Annotated in this window: 21 protein-coding genes; 18 read left to right on the plus strand and 3 right to left on the minus strand. The window is 73.8% G+C overall.

Features of this window, described 5'->3' with window-relative positions; translation table 11 throughout:
- Nucleotides 1–80: 80 nt before the first annotated feature.
- The 17 genes from ACIQMU_RS29900 (at nt 81) to ACIQMU_RS29980 (ending at nt 18,100) form a co-directional block, all read left to right on the plus strand.
- Complete coding sequence (locus tag ACIQMU_RS29900; RefSeq protein ID WP_352239792.1) at nt 81–356, plus strand: hypothetical protein; 276 nt, start codon at nt 81–83, stop codon at nt 354–356.
- 322 nt (nt 357–678) lie between these two features.
- A complete protein-coding gene (locus tag ACIQMU_RS29905; protein ID WP_352239791.1) occupies nt 679–1,200 on the plus strand; it encodes a DUF2617 family protein in 522 nt (173 codons plus the stop codon).
- A 66-nt stretch (nt 1,201–1,266) separates the two neighbouring features.
- Entirely contained in the window at nt 1,267–2,853 is a 1,587-nt protein-coding gene (locus tag ACIQMU_RS29910; protein ID WP_352239790.1) for a polyamine aminopropyltransferase, read from the plus strand.
- A gap of 160 nt (nt 2,854–3,013) precedes the next feature.
- Nucleotides 3,014–4,024, plus strand: a complete 1,011-nt coding sequence (locus ACIQMU_RS29915; RefSeq protein ID WP_402690097.1) for a carbon monoxide dehydrogenase — start codon at nt 3,014–3,016, stop codon at nt 4,022–4,024.
- Nucleotides 4,025–4,047: 23 nt separating this feature from the next.
- Complete coding sequence (locus tag ACIQMU_RS29920; protein ID WP_352239788.1) at nt 4,048–4,869, plus strand: aldose 1-epimerase; 822 nt, start codon at nt 4,048–4,050, stop codon at nt 4,867–4,869.
- Between the two features lie 30 nt (nt 4,870–4,899).
- Nucleotides 4,900–5,439, plus strand: a complete 540-nt coding sequence (gene pyrE / locus ACIQMU_RS29925) for an orotate phosphoribosyltransferase (protein ID WP_352239787.1) — start codon at nt 4,900–4,902, stop codon at nt 5,437–5,439.
- Between the two features lie 403 nt (nt 5,440–5,842).
- Entirely contained in the window at nt 5,843–6,874 is a 1,032-nt protein-coding gene (gene fbaA / locus ACIQMU_RS29930) for a class II fructose-bisphosphate aldolase (protein WP_352239786.1), read from the plus strand.
- A gap of 135 nt (nt 6,875–7,009) precedes the next feature.
- A complete protein-coding gene (locus ACIQMU_RS29935; RefSeq protein WP_402690098.1) occupies nt 7,010–8,200 on the plus strand; it encodes a MalY/PatB family protein in 1,191 nt (396 codons plus the stop codon).
- A 226-nt stretch (nt 8,201–8,426) separates the two neighbouring features.
- Nucleotides 8,427–9,926 carry an MFS transporter gene (locus ACIQMU_RS29940; protein WP_402690099.1) on the plus strand — a complete coding sequence of 500 codons (1,500 nt, stop codon included), beginning with the start codon at nt 8,427–8,429 and terminating at the stop codon, nt 9,924–9,926.
- 145 nt (nt 9,927–10,071) lie between these two features.
- Nucleotides 10,072–10,485 (plus strand): DUF3151 domain-containing protein, encoded by a 414-nt coding sequence (locus ACIQMU_RS29945; protein WP_402690100.1) that lies wholly within the window; start codon nt 10,072–10,074, stop codon nt 10,483–10,485.
- Between the two features lie 128 nt (nt 10,486–10,613).
- Nucleotides 10,614–11,462: a tryptophan 2,3-dioxygenase family protein gene (locus tag ACIQMU_RS29950; RefSeq protein ID WP_352239784.1), complete on the plus strand. Its 849-nt coding sequence runs from the start codon at nt 10,614–10,616 to the stop codon at nt 11,460–11,462.
- Nucleotides 11,455–12,669 (plus strand): kynureninase, encoded by a 1,215-nt coding sequence (gene kynU, locus ACIQMU_RS29955; protein ID WP_402690101.1) that lies wholly within the window; start codon nt 11,455–11,457, stop codon nt 12,667–12,669. The genes ACIQMU_RS29950 and kynU overlap by 8 nt, the downstream gene beginning before the upstream one ends.
- A 123-nt stretch (nt 12,670–12,792) precedes the next feature.
- A complete protein-coding gene (locus ACIQMU_RS29960; protein WP_352239782.1) occupies nt 12,793–13,692 on the plus strand; it encodes an alpha/beta hydrolase in 900 nt (299 codons plus the stop codon).
- 127 nt (nt 13,693–13,819) lie between these two features.
- Complete coding sequence (locus tag ACIQMU_RS29965; RefSeq protein WP_402690102.1) at nt 13,820–14,650, plus strand: SDR family oxidoreductase; 831 nt, start codon at nt 13,820–13,822, stop codon at nt 14,648–14,650.
- A 166-nt stretch (nt 14,651–14,816) separates the two neighbouring features.
- The gene (locus ACIQMU_RS29970; protein ID WP_352239780.1) at nt 14,817–16,181 is read left to right on the plus strand and encodes a histidine kinase; all 1,365 of its coding nucleotides are present in this window, start codon (nt 14,817–14,819) and stop codon (nt 16,179–16,181) included.
- A complete protein-coding gene (locus ACIQMU_RS29975) occupies nt 16,178–16,846 on the plus strand; it encodes a response regulator transcription factor (RefSeq protein WP_352239779.1) in 669 nt (222 codons plus the stop codon). Before ACIQMU_RS29970 ends, ACIQMU_RS29975 begins: the two co-directional genes overlap by 4 nt.
- A gap of 48 nt (nt 16,847–16,894) precedes the next feature.
- Complete coding sequence (locus ACIQMU_RS29980; RefSeq protein ID WP_402690103.1) at nt 16,895–18,100, plus strand: cytochrome P450; 1,206 nt, start codon at nt 16,895–16,897, stop codon at nt 18,098–18,100.
- Nucleotides 18,101–18,126: 26 nt separating this feature from the next.
- On the opposite strand, the gene ACIQMU_RS29985 is transcribed toward ACIQMU_RS29980, so the two are convergent.
- The 3 genes from ACIQMU_RS29985 to ACIQMU_RS29995 all read right to left on the minus strand — a co-directional run bounded on the left by ACIQMU_RS29985 (nt 18,127) and on the right by ACIQMU_RS29995 (nt 19,761).
- Nucleotides 18,127–18,480 (minus strand): hypothetical protein, encoded by a 354-nt coding sequence (locus tag ACIQMU_RS29985; RefSeq protein WP_402690104.1) that lies wholly within the window; start codon nt 18,478–18,480, stop codon nt 18,127–18,129.
- Between the two features lie 92 nt (nt 18,481–18,572).
- The gene (locus tag ACIQMU_RS29990; RefSeq protein WP_356732337.1) at nt 18,573–18,845 is read right to left on the minus strand and encodes a DUF1876 domain-containing protein; all 273 of its coding nucleotides are present in this window, start codon (nt 18,843–18,845) and stop codon (nt 18,573–18,575) included.
- 34 nt (nt 18,846–18,879) lie between these two features.
- The gene (locus ACIQMU_RS29995; protein ID WP_402690105.1) at nt 18,880–19,761 is read right to left on the minus strand and encodes a diacylglycerol kinase; all 882 of its coding nucleotides are present in this window, start codon (nt 19,759–19,761) and stop codon (nt 18,880–18,882) included.
- 186 nt (nt 19,762–19,947) lie between these two features.
- On the opposite strand from ACIQMU_RS29995, the gene ACIQMU_RS30000 reads away from it, so the two are divergent.
- The gene (locus ACIQMU_RS30000) at nt 19,948–21,231 is read left to right on the plus strand and encodes an adenylosuccinate synthase (RefSeq protein WP_098007756.1); all 1,284 of its coding nucleotides are present in this window, start codon (nt 19,948–19,950) and stop codon (nt 21,229–21,231) included.
- Nucleotides 21,232–21,254 lie beyond the last annotated feature (23 nt).

A 21,254-nucleotide genomic window follows, 5' to 3' on the forward strand; every position in this document is an offset into this window, starting at 1 on the left:
AGGTCCGGGGAATCCCCCTGTCACACGACAACGGGGAAGCGGCGGGGGACCGCGCTTCGGGGGAAGGGCGGGTGGGGGACATGAGTATCTTCGCGGTGCTGATCGTCGTGGCGGCTGCGGGAGTGCTGCTGGCCCGGAGGAGGGGCGGCGGCGGGCACGGCCTGCCGCGGGTGCGTGGCGGGCGCAGGCGCTCCGCGGGCGGGTCCTCGGCCGGGGAGGCCGGCGGCGGCGCCTGGTGGGCGGGCGGCGGTGACTCGGGTACGTCCTGCGGCGGCTCCGGCGGGCATTCGGGCGGCCACTCCTGCGGCGGCGGCTCGTCGAGCGGCGGCGGGGGCGGCTGCGGCGGCGGCAGCTGACCGGGCCGCCACTCGCACGGACATTCGGCGGTGAGGTGACGCCGGGCGCCCGGGGGACGAACTCCCTCCGGGCGTCTTTTCGTTGCACGACTCGGACGTTTTCGGTTGAACAAGTGAACCCGTGGGCCCCCGAGGGGATGGAAACCACGGCAAGTTGGGCGAAAACGCTGTGGGTGGGCGTACTTCGTGATTCCCTCGTTGAAGAGAACAATCAGCCCTCGGACCCCAGTTGGACCAGATCGGGCGCTCCCCACCTCCCACGCGCAGTCACCCGGGGGCGTCCTGCTGTCCATGCGTCCATGTGTGTTTGCGGAGCCCACCCATGCTCACCACCCTCCAGACGGCCTATTCCGATACCCGCGCCGCCGACCTGGCCTGGATGCTGGGACGGGAGCCGCTGCCCGCCCTGGCGGTCCTCGACCTCCGGCTCGACGGCGCCGAACTCCAGTTGAGGCTGCTCGGCGCCTCCCATCAGGTCCTCCTCCAGGAGGAGCGCGGAGTCTGCTCCGAGACCGTGGCCTGCATGCCCGGCAGCAGCACCCCCCTGCCCCTCGGCGTCGCCAAGCGGCTCGGGGACTGGGAGTACGAATTCGCGGCCCGCGTGGAGACCCTGACCCAGGGACAGTTCGCGGGCCGCGCACAGGAGTTGCTCGCCCTGGTGAGCGACCACCCGCACGGCCTGGCGGGCACCTTTCCCGGCAGCCCGCACGCCTTCACCGCGATGCTCGCGCAGCGCACCGAGGGCCAGGTGCGGTGGCGCACCTGGCACGCGTACCCGCAGGAGGGGCAGTTGGTGGTCACCCGGACCCGGGTGGGGGTGCGCATTCCCGCGCCCGCGGCCTGAGCGGCAGCGGCACTTGCACCCGTGTGGGTGACAAACCGCGACGATGCGGTGACGTAGCGTTCGGTCATGATCGACCAGCAGATGTCGCTGCGAGGGGGCGCGGCGCGGCTTCCCGTGCGGCCGAGGACCGGCCGGTTCCTCGTGCTGGCCGCCGTCTTCGTCTGTGCCGCCTGCGGACTCGTCTACGAGCTCGAACTGGTCGCGCTCGCCTCCTACCTGATCGGCGACTCGGTCACCCAGGCGTCCGTCGTGCTCTCCGTGATGGTGTTCGCGATGGGCATCGGCTCCCTTCTCGCGAAACGTTTGCGCTGCCATGCCGCCGTCGGTTTCGGCATGGTCGAGGCGGCCCTCGCGCTGATCGGCGGCTCCTCGGCCCTGGTGCTCTACGCCTCGTTCGCCTGGCTCGGCGAGTCGCAGTACGCCCTGGTCGGGTTCTCGCTGGCGATCGGAGTGCTGATCGGCGCGGAGATCCCGCTGCTGATGACGCTGATCCAGCGCGTCGACCGGCAGGACGCGGGCGGGGCCGTCGCGGACCTCTTCGCCGCGGACTACGTGGGCGCGCTGGTCGGCGGGCTGGCGTTCCCCTTTCTGCTGCTGCCGATGCTCGGGCAGTTGACGGGGGCGCTGTTCACCGGCGCGGTCAACGCGGCGGCGGGCGGGGCACTGGTCCTGTGGGTGTTCCGGCGCGACCTCAGCTCCCGTTCCCGGTGGCTGCTCGTCCTGGCGAACGTCTCGGTGATCGCGGTCCTGGCCACCGCCACGGTGCTGGTCGACGACTTCGAGCGGGCGGCGCGGCGGGCGGTCTACGGGGACCAGGTGCGGGTCGCCGTGCAGACCGGGGTGCAGGAGGTCGTCCTGACCGGCTCCGACCGCGATTCCCTCGGCCTCTATCTGGACGGCCGGCTGCGGGTCAGCGCCCGCGACGAGTACCGCTACCACGAGGCGCTGGTGCATCCCGTGATGAACGGGCCCCGCGCCCGCGTGCTCATCCTGGGCGGCGGCGACGGGCTCGCCGCCCGCGAGGTGCTGCGGTACGGGGACGTCCGCTCGGTCACCGTCGTGGAGCTGGACCCCGCCGTCACCCGGCTGGCCCGCACGGACCCCGCCCTCTCCGAACTGAACGGCCACGCCTTCCGCGACCCGCGCCTCACGGCGGTCGGGGCGGACGCCTTCCCGTGGCTGCGATCCGGGCGGGGGCGCTACGACGTGGTGATCTCCGACCTCCCGGACCCGGGCATCACCGCCAGTACGAAGCTGTACTCCGCCGAGTTCTACGGGCTGGTCGCGGAGACGCTGGCGCCGGGCGGGCGGCTCGTGGTGCACGCCGGTCCGCTGGGCGCCCGGCCGCAGACCTACTGGACGGTGGAGGCGTCGATGCGCGCGGGCGGCCTCACGACCCGCCCGTACCGCGTCACCGGCCGGTACGCGGGCTTCGCCGCCGGGCCGGACCGGGGCGGCGGCGACGGCCGGAAGCCGGAGGACTGGGGCTTCCACCTCGCCGGCCGGGGCGCGGTGGCGCGGCCCGCGCTGGCCCCCCAGGGCCCCGCACCGCGGTCGCTGGCGGACCGGGAGCTGCGCGAGGGTGCGCGGGCCGCGGCCGGCGCCCGGCTGCCGGGGCTGCCCCCGTCGACGCTGGTCCATCCGCGGTACTGAGGGGGGCGGTGAGCCTGCCCGGGTGCGGGGCCCGGGGTGCCGGCAGGGCGCGCGGGCCCCTGCGGGTGGGGGGCCGGGCCTTCCCCGGCGGGTCCGTCCGGCTGCTTCCGGCGGGCGGAAGCGCTGACGTCCGGGCCCGGTCCGATTAGGCTCGGTTGCCATGGAGCATGAGGTGTTCGTTCCGGTTCCCGTCCCGGCCCTGCGGCGCGCGCTGGGCGACCCCGCCCGGGTCGCCCGCTGCGTTCCCGGTCTCCAGCAGGACGCCGACGCTTCGGCGTCGCCCCTGGCGGGCCGGCTGAAGTTCCGGGCCGACGGCCACACCATCACCTACCGGGGCGAGTTGCGGCTCACCGGCCCGGAGGGCGGCGGCGGTGCGGACGGGCAGCGCTTCTCGGTGTCCGGCAAGGGCGTCGAGGCCCGGGGCACCGGTGCGGTGGAGCTGTTCCTGACCATCAACCTGACGGAGGCGGACGGCGGGACGGTGCTCGCCTACCGCGGCACCGCCGGCGGGGACGGGCGGCTGGCCGGGCTGGAGGCGGACGCGGCGCTCGCGGCCGCCCACCGGCTGCTGGACCGCTTCACCCGGCAACTGGTGACGGAGTCACTGGCCGCGCGGGACGAGGACGTGCCCGAGGACCGGCGGGCGCGACCGGGCGAGACCCAGGACCCGGACGCGGGCGCGGATGCGGACGCCGGCGCGGGCGGGGCCCGGGGCTCGGACGCGGGCGAGGTCGGGGGCCCGGTGGCGGCCCAGGACCCACGTGCGGGCGGGGATGCGGACGCCGGCGCGGGCGGGGCCGGGGGTCCGGAAGCGGCCCAGGGCCCACGTGCGGACGCCGGCGCGGGCGGGGCCGGTGCCGACGATCCCGGGCCGGAGGAATCCGGGTCCGTGTTCGACTCGCCCGTGCCGCCGCCCTCGCTCGATCCCGTCGCCGGGGTGGAGTTCACCGTTCCGGACGAGCCGCCCGCCGAGGCCGCGCACGCCCGCCGCACCATGATCGGGCGCAGTGCCGAGGAGGTCGACCACGCGCCTCCGCGGGGCCGCTACGCCCCCGTGCCCTCCCCGGAGGCGGGCGGGGCGAGCACCACCCTGCGGTGGGCCGCCCCGGCCGCCGCCCTCGCGCTCGCCTCCGCCGTGGTGCTGGGCCGGGCGTTGCGACGCCGGAGGTGAGCGGTGGCCAGTAGGGTCGTCGGGTGAGCAGGAGCGAAGAGAACGTCAGGCTGGCCGTCGGCGACGCCGAGTTGACCGTCGACCCCGTGCACGGCTGCCGGATCAGCAGCCTCCGGATCGGGGGCGCCGAACTGCTCCGTCAGGGCGAGCGGTACGGCAGCTTCCCGATGGTGCCCTGGTGCGGACGCACCGGACAGGGGCGGTTCCGCAACGGCGACGTGCTCCACGAGCTGCCGCTGAACTCCCCGCCGCACGCCATGCACGGCACCGGCCGGGACACCGCCTGGCACACCGTCCACGCGGACGGGGACCGGGCGGCCTTCTACTACGACCTCGCCGAGCCCTGGCCGTATCCGGGGCGGGTGACGCAGACCTTCGAGCTGACCGGGGACACGCTGACGCTCGGCCTCGCCGTGGAGACGTACGGCGACTCCTTCCCGGCCCAGGCCGGCTGGCACCCGTGGTTCCGCCGCACCGTCGACGGCGTGGACGCCGAGCTGTCCTTCGACGCGGCCTGGCAGGAGGAGCGCGGCGCCGACCATCTCCCCACCGGACGCCGCATCGACCCCCGGCCCGGCCCGTGGGACGACTGCTTCGGGATGCCCGACGGCGTGGACGTGAGGCTCACCTGGCCGGAGCGGCTGGAGCTGACGGTGAGGAGCCGCAGTGAGTGGGTGGTGGTCTACGACGAACAGGACGAGGCGGTCTGCGTGGAGCCCCAGTCCGGGCCGCCGAACGGGCTGAACACCACGCCCCGGCTGGTCACGCCGATCGACCCGCTGGAGTTGGCGACCACCTGGAGCTGGGTGCGGCTCGGGGCCGGGCGGGGGCCTGGCGTGCCGTGAGGGTTTCCGGCACCGCTTACCCTCGTGGACATGACTGACGTACGCGCTGACCTGCTCCAGCAGATCAAGGACAAGGCCGTGGTGCACGGCAAGGTGACCCTCTCCTCGGGTCTGGAAGCCGACTGGTACATCGACCTGCGCCGCATCACGCTGGACGGCAAGGCCGCGCCGCTGGTCGGCCAGGTCATGCTCGACGCCACCGCCGAGCTGGACTACGACTGCGTGGGCGGGCTGACCCTGGGCGCCGACCCGGTCGCCACCTCGATGCTGCACGCCTCCGCCGCCCGCGGCGGGAGCCTGGACGCGTTCGTCGTCCGCAAGGCGCAGAAGGCGCACGGGATGCAGCGCCGGATCGAGGGCACCGACGTGAAGGGCCGCCGCTGCCTGGTCGTCGAGGACACCTCGACGACGGGCGGTTCGCCGCTGACCGCCGTCGAGGCGGTGCGCGAGGCGGGCGGCGAGGTCGTCGCCGTCGCCGTGATCGTGGAGCGCGGGGCCGCCCCGGCCATCGCCGAGGCCGGTCTGCCGTACGTCCACGTCTACTCGGTGGCCGATCTCGACCTGGGCTGAGCCGCTCGATCCCATGGCCAGGGCGTGACCTGCGGTTTTCGGCGGGGGGGGGGGGGGTGGGCGGGAAAAACACCCCCCCCCCCCCCCCCCCCCCCCGGGGCAACGGGGGCGCCCGGGGGGGCCCCGGGGGGGGGGCCGGCCGGCCCTACCATGTGGCGGGGGGCCCCGACCCCGCCGGGGGCGCCGCCGCCCCCCCCCGGGCGGGGGGGGGGGCGGGGGTTGGGGGGGGGGGGGGGGGGTTCCCCGGCCCCCCCCCCCCCCCCCGCCCCGTAACCGCCCCGTGTCCAACGGGGTCCGCCGGGTGGAGCCGGAGGGAGAGTCTGGGAAGATGGGGGCGACGATGACGTCGCCCCCAGGTCAGGGAATCAAGCCTGCACACCCGCACATCCCAAGGAGCGGTCAGATGCCCATCGCAACCCCCGAGGCTTACGCCGAGATGCTCGACCGGGCAAAGGCGGGCAAGTTCGCCTACCCGGCCATCAACGTCACCTCGACGCAGACCCTGCACGCGGCCCTGCGCGGCTTCGCGGAGGCCGAGAGCGACGGCATCGTCCAGATCTCCACGGGCGGTGCGGAGTTCCTGGGCGGCCAGTACAACAAGGACATGGTGACGGGCGCCGTCGCCCTGGCCGAGTTCGCGCACATCGTCGCCGCCAAGTACGACGTCACCGTCGCGCTGCACACGGACCACTGCCCGAAGGACAAGCTGGACGGTTATGTACGTCCGCTGCTCGACGTCTCCGCCGAGCGCGTCGCCAAGGGTCTGAACCCGCTGTTCCAGTCCCACATGTGGGACGGCTCGGCCGAGACCCTCGCCGACAACCTGGCCATCGGCCAGGAGCTGCTGGCCAGGGCCGCCGCCGCCAAGATCATCCTTGAGGTCGAGATCACTCCGACCGGCGGCGAGGAGGACGGCGTCACGCACGAGATCAACGACGAGCTGTACACGACCGTCGACGACGCGCTGCGCACCGCCGAGGCGCTCGGTCTGGGCGAGAAGGGCCGCTACCTGCTGGCCGCCTCCTTCGGCAACGTCCACGGCGTCTACAAGCCGGGCAACGTCGTGCTCCGTCCCGAGCTGCTGAAGGACCTTCAGTCGGGCGTCTCCGAGAAGTACGGCAAGCCCGCCGGAAGCCAGCCCTTCGACTTCGTCTTCCACGGCGGCTCGGGCTCCACCGCCGAGGAGATCGCCACCGCGCTGGAGAACGGCGTCGTGAAGATGAACCTCGACACCGACACCCAGTACGCCTTCACCCGTCCGGTCGCGGACCACATGTTCCGCAACTACGACGGCGTCCTGAAGGTCGACGGCGAGGTCGGCGACAAGAAGACCTACGACCCGCGCACCTGGGGCAAGGCAGCCGAGGCCGGCATGGCCAAGCGCGTCACCGAGGCGTGCGCGAACCTGCGCTCCACCGGTACGAAGCTGAAGTAGGCGTCCCACGTGCCGAGGTAGGCACCACACGTACGGACAGACGTACGGACGTACGGTCGCGGGCCCGGTCCTCCTTCAGGGGGCCGGGCCCGTCGCCGTGTCGGGAGTCACGACACAAGGACGAGAGGGGCTGCTGTGACGGAAGCGAAGACGGCCACGGGCGCGGAGGCGCGCTACGACTTCGACACCCCGGTGGACCGCCGGGGCACCTGGTGCGTCCAGTGGGACGGCGTCGCGGACCGGTTCGGGGCAGACGGGCTGCTGCCTTTCACCATCTCCGACATGGACTTCGCCACGGCCCCCGAGGTCCTGGCCGCGCTCCGGGCCCGTCTGGAGCACGGGGTGTTCGGCTACACCACCTGGCAGCAGGACGACTTCCGCTCGGCGATAGCCCACTGGTACGCCACCCGGTACGGCACCACGATCGACACCGGGCAGCTGGTCTACGGCCCGTCCGTGCTCAACCAGCTCTCCCAGCTGCTGCGGATGTGGACGGGGCAGGGCGACGGCGTCGTCGTCCACACCCCCACGTACGACGGCTTCCGCAAGGCGATCACCGGACTCGGGCGGGAGCTGCGGGGGGTGCCCGTGGGGGACGAGGAGGCGCTGGAGCGCGAGCTGGCCCGGCCCGACGCGAAGGCCCTGGTGCTGTGCTCGCCCCACAACCCCACCGGGCGGGTGTGGACGGCCGCCGAACTGGCCCGGACGGCGGAACTCGCGGAGCGGTACGGGGTCGCGGTGATCAGCGACGAGATCCACGCCGACTTCGTGCACGAGGGGGGTGTGGGCCGCGTCCACGTGCCGTGGACGCGGGTGGCGGGCGCGGGTCGCTGGGCGCTCATCACCTCGGGGTCGAAGTCCTTCAACTTCCCGGCGCTGACCGGTTCGTACGGCCTCATCGGCGATCCGGCCGACCGGGCGGAGTTCCTGCGCCGGATGGAGACGGGGGAGGGGCTGGCGTCGCCGGCCGTTCTGTCGCTGACCGCGCACATCGCCGCGTACCGGGAGGGGGCGGCGTGGCTGGACGCGGTACGGGCGTACGCCGAGGGGAATCTGGCGTACGTGGCGGAGCGGCTGGGCGCCGCCCTTCCCGAGCTGGGGTGGACGCCGCCGCAGGCCGGGTACCTGGCGTGGATCGACCTCCGGCCGCTGGGGGTGGACGACGCGGCGTTGCAGCGGGTCCTGGTGGAGCGGGAGAAGGTGGCGATCATGGGGGGCGCGGTGTACGGGGCGCCGGGGTTCGTCCGGCTGAACGTGGGGTGCCCCCGGGAGAAGGCGGTGCGGGGGGTCGAGGCGTTGGTGCGGGCGGTGGGGGCCGTGCGGTAGCGGTGGCCTTGGGGGCTCCGCCCCCGCGCCCCCCCCGTGGCGGGGGCTCCGCCCCCGCGCCCCCGCTCCTCAATCGCCGGAGGGGCTTGATTTCGTGCCCCGGTCCGGCGGGCGCGGGAAGGAGCGGGTGGTGCTTCGCCCGGTCCGGCGGGCGCGGGAAGGAGCGGATGGTGCTTCCCCCGGTCCGGCGGGTGCGGGGAGGGGTGGGCCGGGGCAAGCTGCTTCCATGGCTGCTGCCCCCGCGCCCGGAGAGATCCGGGTCGCCTCGTCCGTCGGGCGCTGGGTCGTCCTGACCACCGTCCTCGGCTCCAGCATGGCGATGCTGGACTCCACGGTCATCAATGTGGCCCTGCCCCGCATCGGCGAGGACCTCGGCACCGGCATGGCCGCGCTCCAGTGGACCGTCAACGCGTACATGCTCACGCTCGCCGGGCTGATCCTCCTCGGCGGGGCGCTCGGGGACCGGTACGGGCGGCGGCGGGTGTTCGTGGTGGGGGTGGTGTGGTTCGCGGGGGCCTCGCTGCTCTGCGGGATCGCGCCGGACGCGGGCGTCCTCGTCGCCGCCCGGGCCCTCCAGGGGGTCGGTGGGGCGCTGCTCACGCCCGGCTCGCTGGCGCTCATCCAGGCGAGCTTCCATCCGGACGACCGGGCCCGCGCGGTGGGCCTGTGGTCGGGGTTCGGCGGGGTGGGGGCGGCGGTCGGGCCGTTCGTGGGCGGCTGGCTCGTCGACGGGCCCGGCTGGCGGTGGGTCTTCCTGCTCAACGTGCCGCTCGCGGCCCTCTGCGTACCCGTCGCGCTCCGGCACGTGCCGGAGTCGCGGGACCCGGCGGCGCACGGCCGGTTCGACGTGCTGGGGGCCGCCCTCGGGGCGCTGGCCCTCGCCGGGGTGACGTACGCCCTGATCGAGGCCCCCGGCCGGGGCGCGTCGCCGGTGGTGATCGGGTCGGCGCTCGGCGGGCTGCTGCTGGGGGTCGCGTTCGTGGTGGTGGAGCGACGGCGGGCGGACCCCATGCTGCCGCCGTCGGTGTTCCGCTCCCGCCTGTTCACCTCGGTCAACCTGGTGACCTTCTGCGTCTACGCGGCGCTCGGCGGCTTCTTCTTCCTCTCCGCGATCCAGCTCCAGGTCGTCGCCGGGTACTCCGCGCTCGGCGCGGGCACGGCCCTGCTGCCGACCACCGTCCTGATGCTGCTGTTCTCCGCCTGGTCGGGGGAGCTGGGGCGGCGGATCGGGCCGCGGATCCCCCTCACGGCGGGGCCGCTGCTGGCCGCCGCCGGGATGCTCCTGATGCTGCGGGTGGGGCCCGGCTCCCCGTCCGTCGGCTCGTACGCCGGTGAGGTGCTGCCCGCCGTCCTGGTCCTCGGGGCCGGGCTCGTCGTGGTCGTCGCCCCGCTCACCGCGACCGTGCTGGCCGCCGTGGACGCCGGGCGGTCCGGGCTGGCCAGCGGCATCAACAACGCGGCGGCGCGGGCCGCGGGGCTCATCGCGGTGGCCGCCCTGCCGCTGCTCGCCGGGATGGGGCCCGAGGCGTACCGGGACGCGGACGAGTTCGCCGCGACCTTCCGGCGGGCCATGCCGATGTGCGCCGGGCTGCTGGTGGTCGGCGCGGTCATCGCCTGGTGGACGGTGCGGACCCCGCCCGCCGCCGTGCGGGACGAGCGGCCCGAGTGCGCGGTGCACTGCGGGGCCGTCGCCCCGCCGCTGGAACCGGAGCACCGCGAACGGTGACCGTGCCCCCAACGGGCGTCCGGGGGTCCCGATGCGGCCAGGCCGGGGCGCGGCGCCGCCGGGCGGTGTGCGGCCGGGGGCGGGCGGCGGGGGCGGGCGCGGTGACGTGGTGCCGCCCGGCCCTCGCGGCAGGCACACTTGAGCCATGTCCATCCACGAGAACCTGCTCGGGGGCCCTGCCCCGACCCACCTGCCCGACGACCCGGAGCCGCGCGAGCTGCTCGCCGTCGGCACCCCGCCCGCCGACGTCGCCGCGAAGTACCCCACCTCCTCGCTCGCCTGGGCGCAGCTCGCCGACGAGGCGTACGAGGGCGGCCGGGTGGTCGAGTCGTACGCGTACGCCCGGACCGGCTACCACCGCGGCCTCGACTCCCTGCGCCGGGCCGGCTGGAAGGGCCACGGCCCCGTCCCGTTCGAGCACGAGCCGAACCGCGGCTTCCTGCGCGCCCTGCACGCCCTGGCGCGGGCCGCCGGGTCGATCGGGGAGACGGAGGAGCACGAGCGCTGCTCGACGTTCCTGCGGGACTCCTCGCCGACCGCCGCCGACATCCTCAGCTGATTCGGGGCGGCTCCCCGCCCAAGCGCGCCGGGCGGGGAGCCGCTTAGTATGCGAGCAGGGGACCGGAGCTCCATCACCTCACGGAAGGGGCGGACCGCTACCCGGAAGCTCGTGTCGAGGAGACAGAAATGTCGACGAATCACCCCGACCCCGAAGCCACCGGTGCGGACACCCCGCACCTCGACTTCGAGGGAACGACTCCGTACGAGGACTATGTCCAGGCGGATGTCCTGACCCACCTCCAGCACCTGCGCTCGGACGATCCCGGCGAGATGGTCTTCCTGGTCACCACCCAGGTCATGGAGCTGTGGTTCACGGTCATCGTCCATGAGTGGGAGACCGCGACCCGCGCCCTGCGCGAGGACCGCATACCCGTCGCCCGCGACGCGCTGAAGCGGTCGCTGCGCGAGCTGGAGGCGCTCAACGAGTCCTGGCGGCCGCTGGCCGGACTCACCCCCGCCCAGTTCAACTCCTACCGGGGGTCCCTCGGCGAGGGGTCCGGGTTCCAGTCCGCGATGTACCGCCGGATGGAGTTCCTGCTCGGCGACAAGTCCGCCTCCATGCTGGTGCCGCACCGGGGCGCGCCCCGGGTGCACGCCGAGCTGGAGAAGGCGCTGGGGGAGCCCAGTCTGTACGACGAGACCCTCGCCCTGCTGGCCCGGCGCGGCTACGCGATCCCCGAGTCGGTCACCGGACGGGACCTGACCCAGCGGTATGAGCCGTCGCCCGAGGTCGAGGCCGTGTGGGCGCAGATCTACGCCTCCGACGACCAGAACGACGAGCTGGTGCGCCTCGGCGAGCTGCTCACCGACGTCGGCGAGCTCGTCTGGCGCTGGCGCAACGACCACCTCGTCGCCACCCGGCGTGCGATGGGCTCCAAGACCGGCACCGGCGGCTCCGCCGGAGTGGCCTGGCTGGAGAAGCGCGCCACGAAGAACGTCTTCCCCGAGCTGTGGACGGCGCGCAGCCATGTCTGAGACCTCCCCCGACCTCCTGCGCGAGCGGGCGCTGACGCTCGACGCCGCCGACCCGCTCGCCGCGCGGCGCGAGCTCTTCGCGCTCGACGACGGGGTCTACCTCGACGGCAACTCGCTGGGCGCGCTGCCCCTGCACGTCCCCGCCCGGGTCCAGGACGTCCTCACCCGCCAGTGGGGCGAGCTGCGCATCCGGTCCTGGGGCGAGAGCGGCTGGTGGACCGCGCCCGAGCGGATCGGCGACCGGATCGCCCCGCTCGTCGGGGCCGCCGCCGGACAGATCGTCGTCTCCGACTCGACCAGCGTGAACGTCTTCAAGGCCGTCGTCGCCGCCTGCCGCCTCGCGGGCGGGGGACGCGACGAGATCCTGGTCGACGCCACGACCTTTCCCACGGACGGGTACCTCGCCGCCTCCGCCGCCCGGCTCACCGGGCATCGGATCGTGCCCGTCGCGCCCGCCGACGTCCCGGCCGCGCTCGGTCCGCGTACCGCCGCCGTGCTGCTCAACCACGTCGACTACCGCTCCGGCCGGCTGCACGACCTGCCCGGTCTGACCGCCGCCGTCCACGCGGCGGGGGCGATCTCCGTCTGGGACCTCTGCCACAGCGCCGGGGCGCTCCCGGTCGGGCTGGACGGGCACGGGGTGGACCTGGCGGTCGGCTGCACCTACAAGTACCTGAACGGCGGCCCCGGTTCGCCCGCGTACCTGTACGTCGCCGAGCGCCACCAGGCCGCCTTCGACTCGCCGCTGCCGGGCTGGAACTCGCACGCCGACCCGTTCGGCATGGCCCCCGACTACGCCCCGGCGGACGGTTCCGTGCGGGGCCGGGTCGGCACCCCCGACATCGTCTCCATGCTGACGCTGGAAGCGGCGCTGGACGTGTGGGACGGGGTGTCCGTCGACGTGGTGCGGGCCAAGTCCCTCGCCCTGACGGACTTCTTCCTGGAGTGCGTCGAGGCGTACGTCCCGGCGGGCCGGGTCACCTCGCTCACCCCGGCCGCGCACGCCGAACGCGGCAGCCAGGTCGCCCTGCGCTGCGAGGGGGCGGAGCCCGTGATGCGCCGGCTGATCGAGCGGGGCGTCGTCGGCGATCTGCGGCGGCCGGACGTGCTGCGGTTCGGCTTCACCCCGCTGTACGTGGGATTCGCCGACGCGGAACGGGCGGCGCGGATTCTCGCCGAGGTGCTCGCCGAAGACACCGTCGGCTGACGGTTCGTCACTCTCTGCCGGTCCGGGCGGGGACGGTGCCGAGTGCTGGTACCGTCCCCGCAGGTCAACCCAGTTGGGCGCCGGCCGCAGGCACAGGACACAGGCATAGGACGGTTGAGCAGCATGTCGGATTCCGCCGCGCGTGATCGGGACGCCGCCGAGACGCGGTCGGCGTTCGCGCATCCGGAGGTCGCCCCCGACCGGTCCGCCGCCTACGGGGGCCACCCCGACCAGATCGTCGACTTCTACGGCCCCCGCGACGGCCGCACCGGCGCCCCGCTCGTCGTCCTCCTGCACGGAGGCGCCTGGCGGGCCCCGTACGACCGGGCGCACGTCTCCCCGCTCGCGGACTTCCTGGCCCGCCGGGGCTTCGCCGTGGCGAGCGTGGAGTACCGGCGCGGCGGCGACATCCCGCGGCAGCGCGGCGAGGAGGACGCCCGGCCGGGCGGCGCGGACCCGGTCGCCGGACGCTGGCCGGAGACCTTCGACGACGTGGCCGCGGCCCTGGACGCGATGCCCGTGATGGCCGCCCGCGAGCTGCCGGGGACCGATGTGCGGCGGATCGTGGTCACCGGGCATTCGGCCGGCGGGCACCTCGCCCTGTGGGCGGCGGCACGGCACGTCCTGCCCGAGGGGTCGCCGTGGCGGCTGCCCGCTCCGCCGCCGCTGCGCGGGATCGTCGCCCTGGCCCCGATCGCGGACTTCGGGACGGCGGTCGAGCTGGGCGTGTGCGGCGGCGCCGTCTCCCAGCTCCTCGGCGCGGGAGCGGACTTCGAGGAGCGGGCGGCGCAGGCCGACCCCGGGGTGCTGCTGCCGACCGGGATCGCCACCGCGATCGTGCAGGGCGTCGAGGACATCGTCGTCCCGCAGGCGGTCTCGGAGGCGTACGTCGACGCGGCGGCCAGGTCGGGAGAGATGGTCGGGCTGACGCTCCTCGGCGGCGTCGGGCACTTCCCGCTGATCGATCCGTCCGCCGACGCCTGCGCCGTGGTGGCCGAGGAGATCACCCAGCTCGCCTGGTGACTCCGGTCGGCCCGCCGGACTCCGCGACCCGGCCCGGGCCGAGTTGCGGACCAAAGGTGTCCGCAAGGGTCCCTACGTTGGTCCTGTTCCGGCTCGGACGGAGCCGGAACCGACGAAGGAGATCCTCATGACGATCCTGGTGACCGGGGCCACGGGAACGGTCGGCCGCCGCGTGGTCGAGCAGCTGCTGGAGCGCGGCGAGCACGTCCGGGCCCTGACCCGTGACCCGGCACGGGCGGCGGACTTCCCGGCCGGCGTCGACGTCGTCCGGGGCGACCTCACCGACCCGGCGTCGCTGGTCCCCGCGCTGGACGGGGCGAGCGCCCTGCACCTCATCACCTTCGGCGGGGAGTTCTTCGCCCCGCTGGAGACCGGTGAGGAGATCCTCGCGCTGGCCGGGAAGGCGGGTGTGCGGCGGGTGGCCGTGCTCCACGGCGGCGGGGACACCCCGATGGAGAGCGCGGTGCGCGCGAGCGGGTTCGACTGGACCGTCGTGATGCCGGTGGAGTTCATGGCGAACGCCCTGGAGTGGGCGCCCGGTATCCGGAGCGAGGGCGTGGTGCGCGAGCCCTTCGTCGGCCGGCTGAGCGCGATGGTGCACGAGGCGGACATCGGGGCGGTGGCGGCGGCGGCCCTCACGGAGGACGGTCACGGCGGCCGGGAGTACCTGATCACCGGCCCGCAGGTGCTGACCGTCGGTGACAAGGCGGCGGCCGTCGCCGCGGCGCGGGGCGCGGCCGTGGAGCTGGTCGAGCTGACCGAGGAGCAGGCGCTGGAGACCTGGCGGGGCCGGGGCATGCCGGAGGACGTGATCGCCTTCCTGATCGACGTCTACCGGGACACCCCGCCCGAGGGCCGGACGGTGACCGACACGGTGGAGAAGGTCACGGGGCGGCCGGGGCGGACCTTCGCGCAGTGGGCCGAGGAGCACGCGCACCACTTCCGCCCGGGGGCCTGACCGGGGCGGGCGGGCCCGGTCCGGCCGGGCCTCCGGCCACGCGCCCGGCCAGGGGTTCTCCGGTTCCCCGGGCGGCACGGTGGAGACGGGTAGTCCTTGAGACGGACGCCCCGGAATCCGTAGCGATGCTGACGACCCGCCGTCCGCCGCCGCCTACCGTGAGAGCGTGACCGAGACCCAGACAAAGACCAGCAGCCCGGAGTTCCGGGCGGCCGCAGGGGCGATAGACGGCCTGCGGGAAGACCTCCTGCGCCGAGTGTTCGACTACCGTCCCCTGCCGCCTCTGAACCCCGACGGACGGATGGTCCGGCGGCTGCCCGAGGGGATGCGCAGGGTCGTCGTCTGGACTCCGCACGCCCTGGTGCTGTTCGCCGCCTTCGTCGTGATGATGGCCGGGTTCGCGAACTGGCACTACCGCTTTCTGCTGGGCGTGGTGCCCGCGATCCCGGTGGCGATGACCCTCATCAGGCCGGTCGCCGCGTTCTGGGCCTCGATGCTGGCGATCGTCTTCTGCGCGATCCTGGGCAGCGACGGGCTCCTGGGGCCCAGTGTCTTCGTCGCCCAGATGGTGGTCATGGTGGTCGTGGCCGCCCGGACCCGGCCCCGTACGGCAGCCTGGATGTGGTTGCTGACTCTCCTGTTCGGCGTGCTGCTGGAAGGCGGCGAACCGGCGAACACCGCGCCCCTGGCCACGCTCTCCGCCTTCGCGCTGCTCGTCGTCGCCGTGGTCCAGATCCGGCGCGACGCCGAGCGCGAGGTCACCGTGCAGCGCACCGTCACCGCCGTCGAGCGCGACCGGCGGACCCTGCTGGAGGAGCGCACCACCATCGCCCGGGAGCTGCACGACGTGGTGGCCCACCACATGTCGGTCGTCGCGATCCAGGCCGAGGCCGCTCCCTACCGGGTCGAGAACCCGCCGCCGGAGCTGGAGCAGGCGTTCGTCACCATCCGGGAGAACGCCGTGGCCGCCCTCACGGAGCTGCGGCGCGTCCTCGGCGTCGTACGGGCGGAGGACTACGAGGCCCCGGACGCCCCCCAGCCCACCCTCGCCGCGCTCGACGGGCTGCTGGACAACGTGCGCGAGACGGGCCTGGAGACGGAGAAGGTCATCACCGGGGCCGTCCGCGAGCTGCCGCAGGGCGTCGAGCTGTCGGCGTACCGGATCGTCCAGGAGGCCCTGAGCAACAGCCTGCGGCACGCGCCGGGCGCCTCCGCCCGTGTCGAGCTCGGCTATGTCCTCGGCGGGCTGGGGCTGCGGGTGGTCAACGGTCCGCCGCGGGGGCTGGTCAAGCCCTCGCCGGGGGCCGGGCACGGGATCACCGGGATGCGGGAGCGGGTGGCGATGCTGAGCGGTGAGATGACGGCGGGCGCGACCGAGGACGGCGGGTACGAGATCGCCGTCTTCCTCCCCGTACCGCTGTCCCGGGAGCCGGAGGAACGGGACGGGCCGGGGAGCGCGGACGGCACGCGCGGCGCGGACGGGCCGGGCGACGCCGACACCGTCGTCATCGAGCGGGACGGCCGGGCATGAGCGGCACCGGCATCCGGGTCCTGATCGTCGACGACCAGATGATGGTCCGCGAGGGCTTCTCCGTCCTGCTCAACGCGATGCCGGGGATCACGGTCGTGGGCGAGGCGGTCGACGGCCGCCAGGCCCTCGCCCAGGTCGCCGCCCTGCGCCCGGACGTCGTCCTCATGGACATCCGGATGCCGGAGATGAACGGCATCGAGGCGACCCGCGAGATCGTCGCACGGGACGCCGACGCGAGAGTCCTGGTGCTGACGACCTTCGACCTCGACGAGTACGTCTACCAGGCGCTGCGGGCCGGGGCCTCGGGCTTCCTCCTCAAGGACGCCTCCGCCCGGCAGCTGGCCGACGGGGTGCGGGTGGTGGCCTCGGGCGAGGCGCTCCTCGCCCCGACGGTGACCCGGCGGCTGATCACTGAGTTCTCCAAGCTCGCGGAGACCCCGCGCCCGCCCGCCCTGGCCCGGATCGGCGATCTCACCGAACGCGAGACGGAGGTGCTCGTCCTGATCGCGCAGGGTCTCTCCAACGCGGAGATCGCCTCGCACCTGATCGTCGCGGAGTCCACGATCAAGACGCACGTCAGCCGCATCCTGGTGAAGCTGGGGCTGCGCGACCGGACCCAGGCGGCGGTGTTCGCGTACGAGGCGCGGCTGGTCACTCCGGGGTAAGGGCCGGCACGCCCTTGCGGTGGCGGCGGGCGCGGGTAGCGTCGGGACATGCACGTCTCCTTCGATCCCTGGTCGCCCGCGTTCGTCGCCGACCCGTACCCCGCCTACACCGCGCTGCGCGCCGCCGGCCGGGCGCACTGGTTCGAGCCGACGGGGCAGTGGCTGATCCCGCACCATTCCGACGTATCGGCCCTGCTGCGCGACCGGCGGCTCGGCCGGACGTATCTGCACCGCTTCAGCCACGAGGAGTTCGGCCGCACCCCGCCGCCCGCCGCGCACGAGCCGTTCACCACGCTCAACGGGCAGGGCATCCTCGATCTGGAGGCCCCCGACCATCCCCGGATCCGGCGGCTGATCTCCAAGGCGTTCACCCCGCGTACGGTCGAGAACCTCGCGCCGACCGTACGGCGGCTGGCGGCCGGGCTGGTCGACGCGTTCGTGGCGAAGGGCGGCGGGGACCTGCTCGCGGACGTCGCGGAGCCGCTGCCGGTCGCGGTGATCGCGGAGATGCTGGGCGTCCCGGAGGCGGACCGGGGCCTGCTGCGGCCCTGGTCGGCGGCGATCTGCGGGATGTTCGAGCTGAACCCCCCGGAGGAGACGGCCGCGGCCGCCGTCCGGGCCTCCGTCGACTTCTCCGCGTATCTGCGCGGGCTCATCGCCGAGCGGCGCGCGAACCCGGGTGACGACCTGGTCTCGGCGCTCATCGCCGCCCACGACGAGGGCGAGCGGCTGACCGAGCAGGAGATGATCTCGACCTGTGTGCTGCTGCTGAACGCGGGCCACGAGGCGACGGTGAACACCACCGTCAACGGCTGGCGCACGCTCTTCCACCACCCGGAGCAGCTCGCCGCGCTGCGCGCCGATCCGTCCCTGCTGCCCACCGCGATCGAGGAACTTCTGCGCTACGACACCCCGTTGCAGATGTTCGAGCGCTGGGTGCTGGACGACATCGAGATCGACGGCCAGGTGATCGGGCGCGGCGCGGAGGTGGCGCTGCTGTTCGGTTCCGCCAACCGGGACCCGGAGCGGTTCGCGCGGCCGGACACCCTGGACCTGGCCCGGGAGGACAACCCCCACATCACCTTCGGGGCGGGCATTCACTTCTGCCTGGGAGCCCCGCTGGCCCGGCTGGAGCTGGCCGCCTCCTTCGGGGAGCTGCTCCGCAAGGCGCCCGCGCTGCGGATGACGGCGGAGCCCCGATGGCAGCCGGGGTATGTGATCCGGGGGCTGAAGGAGCTGCGGGCCGAGGTGTAGGGCGGGGCTTCCCGGGACCCGCTGTCTCAGCAGGGGTCGTAGCACTCCGGCCTCGGCGCTCCGGCCAGCGCGTCGACGCCGACGCCGAGGCCGGCCAGGGCGGCGATGGTCAGGACGAGGCCGAGCGCCCGCAGCCAGTGGCCCCGGACCAGGGCGAAGACGGCCAGGGCCGCCGCGATGCCGCCGAGGATCATGAGGGGCAGGCCGATCCAGAGCACGTTCCAGTTGGAGGCCCCCTCGATGCCGTCCAGGAGGCCGCCCTTGCCGTGCGGGGCCCAGAGCACGATGCCGGCGAGCGCGCCGGCGAAGGCGGTCACGCAGCCGGCGGTTCCGACGACGGCTTCCCGCCGCGAGTCCTGGGTGTCGTTCCGGGTGTTCATGCCCGGGGAGACGCCGCGGGGGCGCGGGGCGGTTCCTTCCCGCGGTCAAGCCGCGCCCGGGCCTCCGCTCCCCGGGCTCCGGGGGCGAAACGCTAGGTCAGGGGGTACGACGCGCGGCCCGACGCCTCGTCGATCTCGTCGTGCGCCTTGGTCAGCAGTTTCATCGCCAGTTCGTTGAGCGCCCTGGCTCCGGCGATCTCCTCGCCGACTCTCTGCTGGTCGGCGTCCGAGGGGTGGCGGCTGGCGTAGCCGTGGGCGCGTACCTCTGTTCCGTCGGAGAGGCGGACGAGCGCCGCCGCGCGGGTGCGGTGGGTGTCCTCCTCGAATTCGAGGTCGATGTGCCATCCGACAGCGATCCTGGTCATGACGGTCACCTCCGGGACGTTCGCGGGCCGTCTCCTACCAGCGTGCGCCCCTGGTCCCGTCCGCGCTCGCCGGGCCCGGCAGCATCAGCCCCCACGCGCCGGCCCGGACCGTCCAGGTCCGGGTGCGCACCGGTCCTGCGGTGCGTATGTCCGCCCGGTAGCGGAAGTCCGCGCCGGAGACCGTGACGGCCTTGGCCTCCGCCGTGACGTTCTCGCCCGAGGCGGTGCGGACGACGACGTCGGCCAGGCCCCCGCCGCCCCGGGACGTCATGGAGATGCCCCGTACCGGCGTGTCCAGGTCGCTCAGCAGTATTCCGTCCGCCTCGACGCGCAGGCGGTGCGTGCCCGGGTGCGTGGTGGCGGCGACCGGGGCCGGGCGGACCAGGGACGTCATCAGCGAGCGGCAGGTGTCCCAGACGGCCGTGACGCCCGAGTGCGGGCCCGCCGCGTCGGGCGGCGGGGCCGGTGCGGGGATGCGCAGGCGGCCCAGGACGACGCCGTCGCTGTCGTCGACCAGGAGGTCCAGCCGGCGCACCGCACCGTCCAGCGCGGTGCGGGCGGCCGCCACCGCGCCCCGGGGGACGCCGAGGGCGTGGGCCACCTCCAGGGCGTGCGCGGCGCCGACGGGGACCAGGGAGAGGACGCCGGCGGCCAGCTCCCGTTCGCGGTGGAGCTGGGCCACCGCGCGCAGCAGCGCGTGGTCGTCGCCGACCACCACGGGCCTGCGCGCACCCCGCCGGGACAGGGCCCGGGCGAACTCGTCGGGGGTGTCCGGATGGCAGATCTTGGCGTGCGAGCCGGCGCTCAGCACGTCCTTGGCGATACGGACGGACTCGCCGTCGGTCCGGCGGGCGACCGGGTCGATGACCACCAGGAGCTGGTCGTCGCCGTCGTCGGGGGGCTCTGCAGCCGACACCTCGGTCCTTCCTCGGGTAGCATCTTGGTGCAAGAGCCCCTTGCGCTATTGCGCCAGGGGCTTCGTCTATTCCGGGGCACCCGGTTCGACGGCTCAGGCTTTGCCGTACATCGTCGTGCGGCAGGTACGACCTTTACGTACGCCCCCTGGCCTTGGACATGCCCCGCCCGGAAGGGGTGTACGCCTGTGCCCGCACTTGTGCTGCTCGGTGCTCAGTGGGGTGACGAGGGCAAGGGGAAGGCCACCGACCTCCTCGGTGGATCCGTGGACTATGTCGTGCGATACCAAGGCGGTAACAACGCCGGCCACACGGTCGTCGTGGGCGACCAGAAGTACGCACTGCATCTCCTCCCCTCCGGAATCCTGTCGCCGGGCTGTACCCCGGTCATCGGGAACGGTGTCGTGGTCGACCCGGCGGTCCTGCTCTCCGAGCTGAGCGGTCTGAACGAGCGAGGCGTCGACACGTCCAAGCTTCTGATCAGCGGCAACGCTCACTTGATCACTCCGTACAACGTCACGCTCGACAAGGTGACCGAGCGCTTCCTCGGGAAGCGCAAGATCGGCACGACGGGCCGGGGTATCGGCCCGACGTACGCCGACAAGATCAACCGGGTGGGGATCCGCGTCCAGGACCTCTACGACGAGTCGATCCTGGAGCAGAAGGTGGAGGCGGCCCTGGAGCAGAAGAACCAGCTCCTGGCCAAGGTCTTCAACCGCCGGGCCATCGAGGCCGGCAAGGTCGTCGAGGACATGCTCCAGTACGCGGAGCAGATCAAGCCGTTCGTCGCCGACACGACCCTGATCCTGAACGATGCCATCGACGCGGGCAAGGTCGTCCTCTTCGAGGGCGGCCAGGGCACCCTGCTCGACGTCGACCACGGCACGTATCCCTTCGTCACGTCGTCGAACCCGACGGCGGGCGGTGCCTGCACCGGCGCCGGCGTCGGCCCGACGAAGATCAGCCGCGTCATCGGCATCCTCAAGGCTTATACGACGCGGGTCGGGGCCGGTCCGTTCCCGACGGAGCTGCACGACGAGGACGGCGAGGCGCTGCGGCGCATCGGCGGCGAGCGCGGTGTCACCACCGGCCGTGACCGCCGCTGCGGCTGGTTCGACGCCCCGATCGCGCGGTACGCGACCCGGGTCAACGGCCTGACCGACTTTTTCCTCACCAAGCTCGACGTCCTCACCGGCTGGGAGCAGATCCCGGTCTGCGTGGCGTACGAGATCGACGGCAAGCGCGTCGAGGAACTCCCGTACAACCAGACCGACTTCCACCACGCGAAGCCGATCTACGAGAACCTGCCGGGCTGGTCCGAGGACATCACGAAGGCCAAGACCTTCTCCGACCTGCCGAAGAACGCGCAGGGTTACGTGAAGGCCCTGGAGGAGATGTCGGGCGCACCGATCTCCGCGATCGGCGTCGGCCCCGGCCGGACCGAGACCATCGAGATCAACTCGTTCCTGTAGGGAACGGGGCGGGCGACACCGCG

This window comes from Streptomyces sp. NPDC091649 (genome assembly GCF_044756785.1).
GTDB lineage: Bacteria > Actinomycetota > Actinomycetes > Streptomycetales > Streptomycetaceae > Streptomyces.

What these genes read in the sequence shown, in the direction of transcription:
- ACIQMU_RS29945 (WP_402690100.1), top strand. Translation starts at nt 10,072, where the DNA reads ATGTCCATCCACGAGAACCTGCTCGGGGGCCCTGCCCCGACCCACCTG.
- ACIQMU_RS29980 (WP_402690103.1), top strand. Translation starts at nt 16,895, where the DNA reads ATGCACGTCTCCTTCGATCCCTGGTCGCCCGCGTTCGTCGCCGACCCG.
- ACIQMU_RS29985 (WP_402690104.1), bottom strand. Translation starts at nt 18,480, where the DNA reads ATGAACACCCGGAACGACACCCAGGACTCGCGGCGGGAAGCCGTCGTC.
- ACIQMU_RS29975 (WP_352239779.1), top strand. Translation starts at nt 16,178, where the DNA reads ATGAGCGGCACCGGCATCCGGGTCCTGATCGTCGACGACCAGATGATG.
- ACIQMU_RS29900 (WP_352239792.1), top strand. Translation starts at nt 81, where the DNA reads ATGAGTATCTTCGCGGTGCTGATCGTCGTGGCGGCTGCGGGAGTGCTG.
- ACIQMU_RS29950 (WP_352239784.1), top strand. Translation starts at nt 10,614, where the DNA reads ATGTCGACGAATCACCCCGACCCCGAAGCCACCGGTGCGGACACCCCG.
- ACIQMU_RS29910 (WP_352239790.1), top strand. Translation starts at nt 1,267, where the DNA reads ATGATCGACCAGCAGATGTCGCTGCGAGGGGGCGCGGCGCGGCTTCCC.
- kynU (WP_402690101.1), top strand. Translation starts at nt 11,455, where the DNA reads ATGTCTGAGACCTCCCCCGACCTCCTGCGCGAGCGGGCGCTGACGCTC.
- fbaA (WP_352239786.1), top strand. Translation starts at nt 5,843, where the DNA reads ATGCCCATCGCAACCCCCGAGGCTTACGCCGAGATGCTCGACCGGGCA.
- ACIQMU_RS29940 (WP_402690099.1), top strand. Translation starts at nt 8,427, where the DNA reads ATGGCTGCTGCCCCCGCGCCCGGAGAGATCCGGGTCGCCTCGTCCGTC.
- ACIQMU_RS29915 (WP_402690097.1), top strand. Translation starts at nt 3,014, where the DNA reads ATGGAGCATGAGGTGTTCGTTCCGGTTCCCGTCCCGGCCCTGCGGCGC.
- ACIQMU_RS29960 (WP_352239782.1), top strand. Translation starts at nt 12,793, where the DNA reads ATGTCGGATTCCGCCGCGCGTGATCGGGACGCCGCCGAGACGCGGTCG.
- pyrE (WP_352239787.1), top strand. Translation starts at nt 4,900, where the DNA reads ATGACTGACGTACGCGCTGACCTGCTCCAGCAGATCAAGGACAAGGCC.
- ACIQMU_RS29990 (WP_356732337.1), bottom strand. Translation starts at nt 18,845, where the DNA reads ATGACCAGGATCGCTGTCGGATGGCACATCGACCTCGAATTCGAGGAG.
- ACIQMU_RS29965 (WP_402690102.1), top strand. Translation starts at nt 13,820, where the DNA reads ATGACGATCCTGGTGACCGGGGCCACGGGAACGGTCGGCCGCCGCGTG.
- ACIQMU_RS29905 (WP_352239791.1), top strand. Translation starts at nt 679, where the DNA reads ATGCTCACCACCCTCCAGACGGCCTATTCCGATACCCGCGCCGCCGAC.